The sequence below is a fragment of the Allomuricauda sp. R78024 genome (assembly GCF_044596045.1).
Classification (GTDB): domain Bacteria; phylum Bacteroidota; class Bacteroidia; order Flavobacteriales; family Flavobacteriaceae; genus Flagellimonas.
Genome location: NZ_CP138995.1, coordinates 2,279,336 through 2,293,181 on the forward strand (window position 1 = coordinate 2,279,336; position 13,846 = coordinate 2,293,181).

At 37.4% G+C, this 13,846-nt stretch carries 11 protein-coding genes; 5 read left to right on the forward strand and 6 right to left on the reverse strand.

The annotated features are described in order from the left end of the window. Window positions 1–43 precede the first annotated feature (43 nt). Both SJY44_RS10200 and SJY44_RS10205 read left to right on the forward strand, forming a co-directional pair. Window positions 44–3,205 carry a carboxypeptidase regulatory-like domain-containing protein gene (locus SJY44_RS10200; protein WP_396589633.1) on the forward strand — a complete coding sequence of 1,054 codons (3,162 nt, stop codon included), beginning with the start codon at window positions 44–46 and terminating at the stop codon, window positions 3,203–3,205. 145 nt (window positions 3,206–3,350) lie between these two features. Next, window positions 3,351–3,821: a DUF6495 family protein gene (locus SJY44_RS10205; RefSeq protein WP_396592089.1), complete on the forward strand. Its 471-nt coding sequence runs from the start codon at window positions 3,351–3,353 to the stop codon at window positions 3,819–3,821. 102 nt (window positions 3,822–3,923) lie between these two features. Here the strand turns inward: SJY44_RS10205 and SJY44_RS10210 are convergent, their stop codons facing one another. Continuing rightward, window positions 3,924–4,562, reverse strand: coding sequence for a hypothetical protein (locus SJY44_RS10210; RefSeq protein WP_396589634.1), 639 nt, complete (start codon window positions 4,560–4,562; stop codon window positions 3,924–3,926). Between the two features lie 318 nt (window positions 4,563–4,880). Between SJY44_RS10210 and hisS the strand changes: the two genes are divergently transcribed. After that, window positions 4,881–6,263, forward strand: coding sequence for a histidine--tRNA ligase (gene hisS, locus SJY44_RS10215; RefSeq protein WP_396589635.1), 1,383 nt, complete (start codon window positions 4,881–4,883; stop codon window positions 6,261–6,263). A 48-nt stretch (window positions 6,264–6,311) separates the two neighbouring features. Here hisS and SJY44_RS10220 read toward each other — a convergent pair whose 3' ends face one another. Both SJY44_RS10220 and SJY44_RS10225 read right to left on the reverse strand, forming a co-directional pair. Beyond that, window positions 6,312–6,863 (reverse strand): NUDIX domain-containing protein, encoded by a 552-nt coding sequence (locus SJY44_RS10220; protein WP_396589636.1) that lies wholly within the window; start codon window positions 6,861–6,863, stop codon window positions 6,312–6,314. Between the two features lie 141 nt (window positions 6,864–7,004). After that, window positions 7,005–8,093: a M42 family metallopeptidase gene (locus tag SJY44_RS10225; protein WP_396589637.1), complete on the reverse strand. Its 1,089-nt coding sequence runs from the start codon at window positions 8,091–8,093 to the stop codon at window positions 7,005–7,007. A 102-nt stretch (window positions 8,094–8,195) separates the two neighbouring features. On the opposite strand from SJY44_RS10225, the gene SJY44_RS10230 reads away from it, so the two are divergent. Beyond that, window positions 8,196–8,876, forward strand: coding sequence for a DUF4294 domain-containing protein (locus SJY44_RS10230; protein WP_298925526.1), 681 nt, complete (start codon window positions 8,196–8,198; stop codon window positions 8,874–8,876). On the opposite strand, the gene SJY44_RS10235 is transcribed toward SJY44_RS10230, so the two are convergent. Next, the gene (locus SJY44_RS10235; RefSeq protein ID WP_298925529.1) at window positions 8,873–9,106 is read right to left on the reverse strand and encodes a DUF6095 family protein; all 234 of its coding nucleotides are present in this window, start codon (window positions 9,104–9,106) and stop codon (window positions 8,873–8,875) included. The genes SJY44_RS10230 and SJY44_RS10235 overlap by 4 nt on opposite strands. A 59-nt stretch (window positions 9,107–9,165) precedes the next feature. Here SJY44_RS10235 and SJY44_RS10240 point away from each other — a divergent pair, with 59 nt between their 5' ends. Then, window positions 9,166–10,488 (forward strand): GntP family permease, encoded by a 1,323-nt coding sequence (locus SJY44_RS10240; RefSeq protein WP_396589638.1) that lies wholly within the window; start codon window positions 9,166–9,168, stop codon window positions 10,486–10,488. Between the two features lie 18 nt (window positions 10,489–10,506). On the opposite strand, the gene SJY44_RS10245 is transcribed toward SJY44_RS10240, so the two are convergent. After that, entirely contained in the window at window positions 10,507–12,906 is a 2,400-nt protein-coding gene (locus tag SJY44_RS10245; RefSeq protein ID WP_396589639.1) for a carboxypeptidase-like regulatory domain-containing protein, read from the reverse strand. A gap of 53 nt (window positions 12,907–12,959) precedes the next feature. After that, window positions 12,960–13,769, reverse strand: a complete 810-nt coding sequence (locus SJY44_RS10250; protein ID WP_396589640.1) for a DUF4249 family protein — start codon at window positions 13,767–13,769, stop codon at window positions 12,960–12,962. Between the last annotated feature and the right edge of the window lie 77 nt (window positions 13,770–13,846).

Sequence of the window (13,846 nt, forward strand, 5' to 3'; positions counted from 1 at the left end):
TTGTCCTATGTTTGTAGATACTCAAAAAACTAACTCACTCATTATGAAGAAAATTTTACCTCTTGGAATACTATTTTTCATGGTATTCACTTCAGCCTTTTCCCAAGTCACTACATCAAACATCAGAGGTACTGTTGTTGATGATCAACAAGCACCATTATTAGGGGCTAACATTGTAGCTGTTCATACACCTACAGGTACGCGTTACGGAGCTATTACTAACGAGGAAGGTAGATTTAACCTACTTAACCTTAGAGTTGGAGGACCGTATGAGGTGACCATCTCATACGTCGGATTTAAAAATAGTGTTAGAAATGATGTATTTCTTTCATTAGGTAAGACATTTAATTACAACACTGCATTGGTTTCAGATAGCCAAGCTTTAGATGAAGTAATAGTAGTATCTGACCAGACAGGAACTTTTGGTAGTGATAGAACAGGGGCCGAAACAAGTGTTGGGCGACGGGAGTTGACAAGATTACCAACGATTTCAAGGTCTACGAATGATTTTACAAGATTGGAACCAACGGCAAGCGGAGGATCTTTTGGAGGTAGAAATGATCAATTCAATAACTTTTCATTAGATGGTGCCATCTTTAATAACCCTTTTGGGTTAGATGCAGCACAACCGGGGGGTCAAACCAATGCAACCCCTATTTCTATTGATGCAATTGACCAAATACAAGTAAGTACAGCTCCTTATGATGTTACTCAATCTGGGTTTACAGGGGCTTCAGTAAATGCAGTTACTAAAAGTGGTACTAATGAGTTTTATGGAACTGTTTATGGTTTCTTTAGAAATGATGATTTAACGGGAGGTAAGATAAATGGTGACGATGTCTTTAAAACCGGTTTGGAACAAAAGCAGTACGGATTTAGTATTGGCGGTCCAATAGTTAAAAACAAACTTTTCTTTTTCATGAATTTTGAAAAAGATGACCTTACCTCTTTAGGAACAGATGGTTTTGTTCCTAACACGGGCACTGGAGCTGCTAATGAGTCAAGAGTATCACAATCAGATTTTGATTTGGTTGATGGATTGCTAAGGCAAGTTGTTGTAGGCCAAGACGGACAAGGCAATGATATTTTCTATGATCCGGGAAGAATTACAGGATTCAACTTTGACCAAGAATCAACAAAAGGTATTTTAAAACTGGATTGGAACATTAATGACAACAACCGCCTGGCTGTTATATATAATTTTTTAGATGCTTCAAGAGGCATACCTGCCAACCGTAATGCCATACAGTTTAGGGGACCAGATTTAGCCACTTTACAGTTTGAAAATGCAGGATATGAAATAAACAACAGAATTCAATCCGTTCAAATAGAATTAAACTCTACCCTATCCAATAATGCTACAAATAAACTTCAAATAGGATATACGCATTTTGATGATTTTAGAAATCCATTTTCTACGCCAGCACCAAGTATCACAATTCTGGATGCAGCTGGAACTTCAAGCTATATTATTGCCGGACATGAGCCTTTTTCCATTAACAATAGATTGGATCAAAAGGTATTCCAGATTACTGACAATCTAAACTTTTTTAAAGGAGACCATACCTATACCGTTGGTTTTTCTTTCGAAAAATTCCAATTTGATAACTCTTTTAACTTAGGAGTTTATGGAGCGCAGGGAGTGTTTTTCCCAACGGGAACTATTACCGATTTTCCCGATTTCGCAAGCTCTGGACAGTTACAAGCGGCATTTGATTCTGCCATTGCTGCAAATGCAGAATTTAATAGAAATGGACCTGGTGTAGCAGGAGGTTGGGCCTTGGCAGAGACCAATGTGGGTCAGCTTTCATTTTATGCTCAAGATCAATGGGACATTACCGATAATTTTAAGTTGACGTATGGAATTCGTTTTGATAAGCCATTGTTTTTTGATACATCGGAAAAAGCACAAGATGTTATTGATCGTAACTGTTGTTATAGCCCAACAACTGAATACACAGATCCATCAACTGGAGAAACTGCATTTTTCGATTCTACCCAAATGCCTTCAAACGATTGGTTAATTTCTCCTAGAGTTGGATTCAATTGGGATGTTAATGGAGACGCTTCCTTACAAGTAAGGGGTGGTTCAGGAGTGTTTACTGGTCGTTTTCCATTCGTTTGGTTAGGGAACCAAGTAGCTAATCCAAATTTCTTTTTCTACACAGTTGTAGATCCTGACTTTAAGTTTCCACAGGTATGGAGAACTAATATTGGCGCTGACAAACGTTTTGAGAATGGTATTGTAGCCACACTAGATGTATCTTATACAAAGGATATTAATGGTATACATGTGCAAAATTGGGGATTAGCCGCCCCATCCAGCACGCTTAATACCACATTTGACCAAAGAGCTTTTTACACAGATGCTGACAAGTCACCTAACTCTGCCTATGTATTTACAAACTCAGATGAGAATGGACGCATTTGGAATATTGCAGGAAAAGTTCAGAAAACTTGGGATGATGGTTTATATGCGCAATTAGGCTACAGCTTTTTAGATGCCAAGAGTGTAAACTCAATAGATGCCGAAATTACCAGTGATGCTTATAATGGTAATGCAGTAGTGGGTAATTCCAATACAGCGGTCTTGTCTAATGCTAGATATGGAGATAAGCACAGGTTTATTGGAGTTATCTCCAAGTCATTCAAAACGGGAACAACAATATCCACCTTTTTTGAATATGCAAAAGGAGGTCGTTACAATTATGTGTATGGAGGAAATATAAATGGAGATGATATTGGAGGAAACGGTGATGGATTCCAAAATGATTTACTTTACATTCCTACCGCTTCAGAAATTGGCCAAATGAATTTTAGTGATCCAGCACAAGCTCAGGCTTTTGAAACATTTATTCAACAGGATGATTATTTAAGTGATAATCGTGGGGAGTATGCAGACCGTTATGCTGCCTTGGCGCCGTGGAGAAGTACTTGGGATGTTAAGATTTTGCAAGACATTAAGTTGACTGATAAAAACAAATTTCAATTGAGTTTGGATATTTTAAACCTGGGCAACCTTATCAATTCTAATTGGGGCGTTGTGGAAATTCCAACCTTTAATCAACTATTGGGAGTTTCTGTGGACGACACCAACACACCAACATATACATTTGATCCCAATCTAACGAGTACTTTTGCTGCTAATACAGCTGAAGTCTCTAGATGGAGAGCTCAAGTAGGGGTAAGGTATATTTTCAATTAAAAAGAAATAATTTATAGTATAAAAGGCTACGCGAAAGCGTGGCCTTTTTTTATTTTTGCCGAATTAAATGAGCCGATTGGATTTTTTATTTTTCTCAAAAGTTTTTGAGCGAATTACATCTGACAGCGAAAATAGACATTACCAGATGAAATATGCACGATTGACACAGCAGCAATTGGAAGAATTGCACCCAGAGTTTATAAATTTTTTAGCAACACAATCCATCACTGGTGAAGAATGGACAGCTCTGAAAAAGGAAAAGCCAGAAGTTGCAGAAGATGAGTTGGATGTATTCAGCGACTTAATTTGGGAAGGAGTATTATCTAAGGTAGAATATCTGGAAAATATTTCTGAACTGCAGATGCATTTGTTTCACTTAACAGAAAAAGAAATGAAACTACTTTCTGTAAAGGTGATGAACCCAGAAATCGATCTGCGTACAGAAATAGGATTTAATTGGTTCAAACGCAATTTTCAGTCCGACTTTGTGGAGTATTTAACAGCCTCCAAGGCCTATTCTGATGATAAAAACCTAGATAAGTTTAATCTAATTCAGCAAGGAGCCGCAATTACCAAGGGGGACTTATATAAATGGTTTGACCAGATAATGGAATAATTGCTAAAGCACTACTTCCAAAAATATAAAAAAGGGTCTCCTATTAAGAGACCCTAATTTGATGAATAATCATCATATCAGCAATATATGCCAATTTCTTGATTAGTCTATGTCAAAGTACTTCACCACTTCATGATAGTTACTAACGTCAACATTAGCTGCTTTAAGAGATGCTAATGCATCTACTGGAGCTTTAACTTGTTGACCGCCGCCGCCATCGCCTACAGAACTGGACTGTTCAATAAGCACAAGGTGAATCTCGGCAAAATCATCTGTCCAACCAACTCCATTGTATTCGAAAAACGTAGCTCTTGCATCGCTAAAAGCAACTCCAAAACTGTACAGAAAGGCTCCATCGGTATAAGGCCCTGGTATTGGAATGTATAAATCGCTCGCCGTTTTTGCATAGGTTAAAATAGCATGGGTATCCAAAACCTCTGGGGTCAGTTCTGCCAGTAAAGAGGAAAACTGAGCATTAAAAACTACCGGATTTGCACCATTTCCCGGTTCCAAAGAAGTGTCGATGATAAGTCGTCTAACATTAGCATTGCCATCAACTCCGTTGGTACCATCAGTACCATCAGTACCATCAGTACCATCAATACCATTTGTTCCGGCAGCCCCGGCAGGTCCAGTTGCTCCATCTAACCCATCTGTTCCATCTTCTCCATCTGAGCAAGAAGTAATTAGGGCCATGGAAGTTGCTATCAGGCCCAGCATAAAAATTCGTTGTAATTTCATAATTTAAATTTTTTTGTTAAATTTTTTATTTACTGATTGGCACAAATGTATTGGAGCAGTGTACGATAAAAGAGACATAATTGACGTATGGTTCTTTTGAATTGACCACTTCGCTATATGTTCTAACGGATTTATAATTGAAAGGTTTTTTCTTGTTAACATTTAACCTTTTAATTAATTCAATAGAGATTATTATCTGCTATACATTGCTTTTAACCGTTGGATCTAACTATGAATGGATTTAAATACAACTTTACCCTTTCTAATTCACTCCATAAATTTGGCAAACCCACTATATTTGCACGAGAATTTTAATACATGGCAAAAAAACCATCCATACCAAAGGGAACCCGTGATTTTTCACCAATAGAAGTCGCTAGGCGCAATTACATTATCCAAACCATCAAAAAGCATTTTGAGATTTATGGCTTTCAACCTATAGAGACCCCTTCTTTTGAAAATTCCGAGACCCTGATGGGAAAATACGGAGATGAGGGTGACCGATTGATTTTTAAAATTCTAAACTCGGGAGATTTCATTTCAAAAGTGGATGATGTCACGTATAGCTCAAAAAACTCATCCTCTTTACTTCCAAAGATTTCAGAAAAAGCGCTCAGATACGACCTTACGGTCCCTTTTGCACGTTATGTGGTCATGCACCAAAATGAATTGGATTTTCCTTTTAAGCGCTATCAAATCCAGCCTGTTTGGCGAGCAGACCGCCCACAAAAAGGGCGCTTTAGAGAGTTCTATCAATGTGATGCCGATGTGGTAGGGTCAAATTCCTTATTGCAAGAGGTAGAATTGGTACAATTGTATGATGCCGTTTTTACAGATTTGAAACTTGAAGGAAGCATCATCAAACTAAACAATAGAAAAATATTATCAGGAATTGCCGAAGTCATTGGAGCAAAACACTTGTTGGTTGACTTTACGGTGGCTCTTGATAAATTAGATAAGATAGGAGAGGAGAAGGTTAAAGGAGAAATGCAAGCCAAGGGAATTTCAGAAGTAGCTATAGCAAAGGCAGCTCCGTTGTTTGCCATGTCGGGTTCCAGTTTAGAACAATTGGCGAAACTAAAATTGCTATTGACGGAATCTGAAATTGGAATGCACGGCGTGTCTGAATTGGAGGAAATTATCCATACGGTTGAAGAAATTGGTTTAAAGACTGCGAACTTGCAAGTTGATGTTACCTTGGCACGTGGGCTTAACTATTACACAGGAGCAATTTTTGAAGTAAGTGCGCCAGAAGGAGTACATATGGGCTCTATTGGTGGAGGTGGCCGTTATGATGATCTTACAGGTATTTTTGGCCTAAAAGATGTCAGCGGAATCGGTATTTCCTTTGGATTGGACAGGATTTACTTGGTTTTGGAAGAATTAGGACTTTTCCCAGAACGTTTAGACCAGTCCATTGATGTGCTATGCATCAATTTTGGAGAGAAAGAAGGTTTGGCTTCTTTAAAACTGGTAGGGAAACTCAGGGAAAAAGGTATTAAGGCTGAAGTGTACCCCACATCGACCAAAATGCAAAAACAGATGAAGTATGCCAACAACCGTAAAGTACCTTATGTAGTATTGATTGGGGAGCAAGAACTTTCAAATCAGGAGTTTGTGGTAAAAAACATGGATACGGGACAGCAAGAGACCTATTCACTAAATAAACCTGAAGCTTTTGTATTGTCACTTCGAGCGTAGTCGAGAAGTATGTTCTAAATAGGTCTCGACTCCGCTCGACCTGACAGCTTATAGGGTTGTTATTTTCTCAATCTCACCAATAATCTTTTTATAGTATGAAGTAGAATGGGGCACAAACCCATCTAAATCCTCATGATTTACTTTTGATTTAAAATCAGCTAGTTGAAACAGGGCTAAATCTTCGACCTCACTTTCTTGTTTGTTTAGATTTGAAATGGGAATTTTTAGTTCACACAAAAAAGTGTGATGGAATTCATTATCCATAAGGACATGGGAATGTTTTTGCATAGATTTAAAAATTCCAATTTTATCTAAATCAGCAGGTGAAATTTGTAAACCTATTTCCTCCTCAACTTCTCGTATCGCTGCTTCGATAGTATTTTCTCCAGCTCCAATATGACCAGCTACCGAAACATCCCAAAGCAATGGAAATGTTTTTTTGTCCTTACCTCGTTTCTGAAATAGGACTTTTCCGTCCGAAGTATAAAACCAGATATGTGCAGTAGGATGGAACAGACCTTTTAGGTGCGCTTCAGATTTTAAACAGGTTTGCTCTGTATGATTTCCACTTTCATCTAGAATGTCTACAAGCTCATCCATAATCAAATTTAAGACCTATTGTCGCATCGAGCGTAGTTGAGATGTATTGAGTGTGTATGTTTAGAAAGTTCCTCCCTTCGACAGTCTCAGTGTGACAAACCTACAGACTCAAGATGACATCTGAAAACAGGCAGTTACCCTCTAATCAAAATAACTAAAGCTTTCCCCGTCTTTTATGGTCAATAGCGTTTCATATATCAATCGGATAACGTTCTCTACGTCATCTTTGTGCACCGTTTCAACTGTGGTATGCATATATCTAAGCGGAAGTGAAATTAAAGCAGAAGCTACACCTCCATTGCTGTAGGCAAAGGCGTCCGTGTCCGTTCCGGTGTAGCGAGAAGACGCCAGACGTTGAAAAGGTATTTTTTTAGCTTCAGCAGTCTCAATGATGCGTTCTCTGAGTTTGTTTTGTACCGCCGGTGCATAAGAAATTACTGGTCCTGAACCCATAGCTGTCTCACCTTCCTTCTTTTTATCAATCATTGGGGTAGTGGTGTCATGACAAACATCGGTAACAATTGCAATATTGGGTTTTATGGTCTGCGTGATCATTTCTGCACCACGCAGCCCTATTTCTTCTTGAACAGAGTTGGTAATATACAGTCCAAAAGGCAATTTCTTTTTGTTCTCATGCAGCAAACGTGCTACTTCAGCAATCATAAAACCTCCAGCACGGTTATCTATAGCTCGACAAACAAATTTGTTTTTGTTCAAAACCTGAAATTCATCTGGGTAAGTGATTACACAGCCTACGTGTACACCCATTTTTTCAACCTCTTCCTTGTCCTTGGCACCTATGTCAATAAAGATGTTATCTAGTTTTGGCGGTTCTTCTTTGCTTCTATTTCTTGTATGGATGGCAGGCCAACCAAAAACACCTTTTACAATACCGTTTTTGGTATGGATATTTACCCATTTGGAAGGCGCAATTTGGTGATCGCTACCTCCATTTCTTATAACATATAGCAAACCATTATCTGTGATGTAATTTACATACCATGAAATTTCATCAGAATGTCCCTCAATTACAACTTTAAACTTCGCATCAGGGTTTATAACTCCAACAGCTGTGCCGTAAGTGTCGGTAATAAAATCATCTACATAAGGCTTCAAATAATCCATCCAAATTTTTTGCCCTTCCCACTCGTAACCCGTTGGAGAGGCATTATTTAGATATTTTTCAAAGAATTTAAGAGACTTAGCTGTAATGATTTTTGAAGCTGCCATGTATATATTTTAGTCCACAAACATAACAATATTCACTTTTATTTAATAGCCAAATCCTAGGTTTATCCTTAATTTTGGCAGGACTTATGTTAAATGGTTCTAATGTTTCGTTACAACTTGGTTATCGTTTTTTTATTGATCTCTGGTTCAAGCTTTTCCCAAGAAGTTGCTAAAGATTCGATTGCAGACTACTATGTTAGGTTTGAAGGTGATTCTATTCTCTATAGTTCCATTGAGCTTGATGAGGTCTTTATTTTTGGTAGACTGGAATTTGCTGATAGAAAAGAAAAACTCAGATACTATATTCTCCGTAGAAAAACTTTAAAAGTATATCCATATGCTAAACTTGCGGCGGAACGCCTAGTTGAACTCAATGATAGCTTGACTAAAATCAAAAGGAAAAGACACAAAAAGAAATACACTAAGGAAGTTCAGAAATATATTGAAGGCGAGTTTTCAGACAAGCTTAAAAAGTTGACCAGAACTGAAGGACAGATTCTGATTAAGTTGATTTATCGTCAAACGGGTAAAACGGCCTTCAACTTGGTCAAGGAGCTTAGGAATGGCTGGCGTGCGTTTTGGTACAATACTACTGCCAAGGCTTTTAAAATCAGTATAAAAGAAGAGTTTCACCCAGAGAGAATGCATGAAGATTATCTAATTGAAGATATTTTGCAACGTGCTTTTGCAGCTAACAAACTAGAACGTCAAGAATCTGTTTTGGACTATGACTATGCGCAGCTGAGCAATAAGTGGAAAAATAATCCAACCAAAAAGAACTAGTCCTTAGATTTCTTTCCAAAAAGTGCTTCCATAAAAGTCTTAATGGTATAAAAACCGAAGCCAATTGCTGTTATGGCCAATACTAAACCTACAATTAAAACTGGGATATAGGCAACATGTTCTTGGTTCTTAAAAGCTTGATAGATAACTAAAGGCGCTAAGAACATTAACCCCACTGTAAACCCAACATATTTGAGTCCTTTTACCAAAAGATCTTTATCCGTTCTCATAATATACTAAAGTAGGAATATTACAGTATATTTAATTGCTGTCCTTTAAAAAAATACGAATGGAATTATTGGTGCTTGTTGTAGTTGTATTGTTCATCATCATTGCTACTGTTAAATTTAAGATGCACCCCATTTTTTCATTGACCATGGCTACCATTGCTACTGGATTTCTTCTTGGACTTTCTCCAAAGGATATTATGGCAACCATAGGAGACGGTTTTGGAAAAACCCTTTCAGGAATTGGGCTTGTTATTGCTTTTGGAACAGTGATAGGTATTTATCTGGAAAAGACTGGAAGTACCAAAGTACTTGCAAACGCTGTATTAAAATTAGTTGGACTAAAACACTCTCCTCTGGCAATGAATCTTGCAGGTTATATTGTTTCTATTCCAGTTTTTTGTGATTCAGGATTTATTATTCTCTCTTCCTTAAACAAGGCCATTAGCAAGAAAACAGGCATACCTGTTATGGTTTTTGCCATTTCATTGGCCACTGGGCTTTATGCTGCACATGTATTTGTACCTCCTACTCCTGGGCCATTAGCTGCTGCAGCTATATTGGAAGCGGATTTAGGAATGGTTTTGGTCTTAGGGTTGTTAATATCCATCCCAGTGTCTTTAACGGGTTATGTATGGGCCAGGTTTATTGGAAAATCATTGAAAGAAGAAGTAAAAGAGGAAACAAACATACCAGAGGAAGAAGACCAAGATTATGGTATTAAACCTATACAGGCTTTTTTACCACTTTTGGCTCCTATTTGCTTAATTGCAATGAAATCAGTAGTTAATTATCCAACATATCCTTTGGGGAAGAATACTGTATTTCAAGTTTTTGATTTTTTAGGGAACCCAATAATTGCTCTGATGGTAGGTGTATTTTTTGCTTTTATGTTAGGAAGAAAAATACCTAGCAAACAAAAAGAAGGATGGGTCACTGAAGCTTTTAAACAAGCCGGATTGATAGTTTTAATAACTGGAGCGGGGGGTGCTTTCGGCGCCATATTGCGCACGATTGATATTGCATCCATAATCAATCTTGAATCCAGTTCTGGTATTGGAGGTCTTCTAATCTCATTTACCATTGCCATGGTATTAAAAACTGCTCAGGGTTCTTCTACCGTTGCCATAATAACTACATCAGCCATAATAGCGCCCTTATTGGAAACGTTTGGACTATTTTCAATTACAGATAAAGCTTTTGCCGTGCTGGCAATAGGAGCGGGTGCAATGACGGTATCCCATATTAATGATAGCTATTTTTGGGTTGTATCACAGTTTTCAAACATCAATGTAAAAACCGCTTTAAGAGGTCATACTTTAGGAACACTATTTCAAGGAGTTGTGGGAATACTTATGATTTTGATATTGTATCAAATTCTGTGATATTAAAAGATAGCAACTTTAAAATTTGAAATTATAGGTTACCGCTGGAATAATTCCAAAAATTGACGTTCGTGTTGCTTCATTTCTGCCATTATCTTCGTTTTCACTAAAGTTTATAGAAGCGGCATTCATGCGGTTGTAAGCATTATAAATACTAAAAACCCATTCAGATTGTACTTTTTTTCTAGAATTTTTTCGTGGAGTTAAAGTGGCCGAGATATCCAATCTGTGATAAGCAGGGAGACGTTCTTCATTTCGTGGACCGTAGAAAGGAATTGTAAGCCCTTGAAATTCAAATTGTCCAATTGGGTAGTTGGTAGGTTGCCCTGTTTGGAATATGAAGTTTGCATTAAAATTCCATTTCTCATTCAAATCATAACTGCCAAACAAAGAAATATCATGAGTTTTGTCGTAAGGTGTATTGTACCATTCTCCGTTATTGATTCCAGTTTCTAAAGAAGATATTCCATTGTTTGGAGATGAAGTTCTGCCTGGAGTACGTTGCTCAGATTTTGATAATGTATACGCCAGCCAACCTTTAAAGCGACCTTCATTTTTTCTTAGCAAAAGTTCCAATCCATATGCGCGTGCTTCGCCATTCAAAATCACTTGTTCAATAGCGTTATTAGCAATTAGATCAGCTCCATCTATATAGTCAATTCTATTTTGAATATCCTTATAAAATACTTCGGTTTCAAAAGAATACTCACCATCTTTTATATTTTGAAAGTATCCAACGGCATATTGATCGAGCAATTGAGGTTCAACAAATGGACCACTGGGAGTCCATACATCAAGAGGAGTAGGGGAGTTGGTATTGGAAAGGAGGTGTAAATATTGTGCAAGACGGGTATAGCTGGCTTTAACTGAACTTTTTCCATTAAAATTATACGAAAGCGATATTCTAGGCTCTAAATTGGTAAATTTCTCTAAACTGCTGCTTCTGTCAGCACTAATAGTGTCAATGGGCGTTCCTTCTCTATAGATTAATAGGGAAGGGTCAAAAATAACAGCGTTGTCATTTTGGTATACAAAAAACTCGTCTTGGCCAAGCCTATTAAAATGACTGACTCTTAGCCCGTAATTCAAGCTAAGTCTATCCGTTACTTTGTGCTCTATGTCAATATATGCGGCTGCTTCGTTTGCATACTTTTTGGTTAGCTGATCTTCAACTATCCCTGAATCTTCTCTATTGGGTTTAATTTTACCAGGATTAAATACGTAGTAAATATTGTTTACACCGTAGTTTACTTGAAACTTGTCGTTTAGATAATGCTTCAAATCATATTTTAAATTGAAGTTTTGAATACCTGAGTCCCATTCAAATCCAACAAAATCGAGCTCTAGTCCATAGAAGTAATCAGAATAGATAACAGATAAATTTGAAAAAAGTTTATCTGAAAACAAATGGTTCCATCTAAAATTCCCCACTGCGTTTCCATAGGTATTTACGAAGCTATCATTTATGCTGAACAGGTCACGACCAAAATACCCCGACAGGAAAATATTATTTCGGTCATTTATTTTATGGTTGAACTTTGTGTTTAAGTCATAGAAATATGCTTTGTTGTTTATATCGAATAGTGGTAAGAACAGATGGGCGTAGGATGCTCTTCCCCCTACCAAAAAAGATGTTTTATCTTTTACAATTGGACCTTCTACCAATAATCTGCTGGCTACTGCTCCAATTCCTCCATTTACTTTTACTTCCTTACTATTTCCTTCTTTCTGAAAAATCTCCAAAACGGATGATACTCTTCCTCCATACCTGGCAGGAATCCCGCCTTTGAATAATTTCACATCTTTTATGGCATCAGGGTTAAAAACAGAAAAGAGCCCAAACAAATGGGATGAGTTAAACACCGTGGCCTCATCCAATAAAATGAGATTTTGGTCCGCCGCTCCACCTCTCACATTGAATCCTGATGATGCTTCGCCGGCATTGGATACGCCGGGCAGCAAAAGCAAAGATTTTATTACATCAGCCTCCCCCAATACGACTGGAATCTGTTTTATTGTCTTTACAGCTAATGTATTAACGCTCATCTGAGGTTTACGAATATCCAGTCTCTCTGCGTTATCAGTAATCACTACTTCTTCCAACTGTTCCATTTTTTCAGTTAGACTAAAATCTCTTTTGATACTTGCATTTAAGATTATGGACTCTGAAATTTCTTGAAACCCCAAATAACTAACAATGATATTGTATTCTCCTTCTGGTAAGGTTATGGAATAAAAACCATATTCGTTTGTGGTCACGCCAGTTTTTAAATCGGGAAATATAATGGTGACGCCAATTAGGGTTTCGTTACTACTGGCTTCGGAAATAGTGCCACTGAAGGTGAATTTTTTTTGTGCTTGTAAAGAACCACAGATTATAAATAGTGCAAAGAAAACTAGAATATGTCTTTTTGGCATTTTACGTTTTTAAATATTGTTTGGGACTACACTAATTGACCTGTTATTTTGTTTCATTCTACCGTTAATAGTTTGGTGTCAAACTCACTGAGAGCAAAATAGCCAAATGGAAAGTCATTTGGGTTTGTTGTATTGACGATATTGCCTCTTACCGTAGCTGGAGGCACTGCAAAAGGACCGCCACCATCTTCTCCCGATTGCGCCAGTGCAAGATTTGCATATGTTGCAAAATTCTTATCAATTCCAAAAAGTGTGATGGCAAGCAGATCACCGGGTTCAACATCCTCATAGAAATAGGAAAATGTTATATCACTATCTTCAAAAAATTCATCTTCAACAACCAAGAAATTATCAAAACCAAAAGAAAACAAGTAATAATTGCGTTCGTCAGGGATATCTGTGAACCTGATCATCACTTCTGTTTCTTCTTCTTCATCAAACAAAAAACCATCCCCTTGCTCAACATCATCAATAATGGGAGATCTATTCAATTGTTGAGTAGCTGTAAATGTTTCTCCGCTATAATTTACTACAAGGGTGTAATCTCTATTAAATTCCAAATCAGGAAAACCCGTTCTAAACACACCTGGCTCGCTTTCCAATATGGAAAATGACTGGCCTGTTTCTTCATCAATAATCTCAACAGAGGCATTTTCTGCAGGAGGTAGTTCTTCTTGAAGGAAAGGTGCGGTAAGGGTTAGTTTTATTTGACCAACGGTTAAAGGGTCGCCATTATTTTCACTAAAACCTATTAGGGCATCTATAACCAATTTGGGTTCAGAAGTTGGTAAATCTATATCTACTACTTCCTCACAACCAACAAATAGAAAAATGGTTAGGATATGGTATATGTAATGTTTCAAGCTATTTTAATTGAAGTACGAAAGTCTAAAATAGACAATCATTAATTCAAATAATACGGTTTAACAGTTTCTTAATC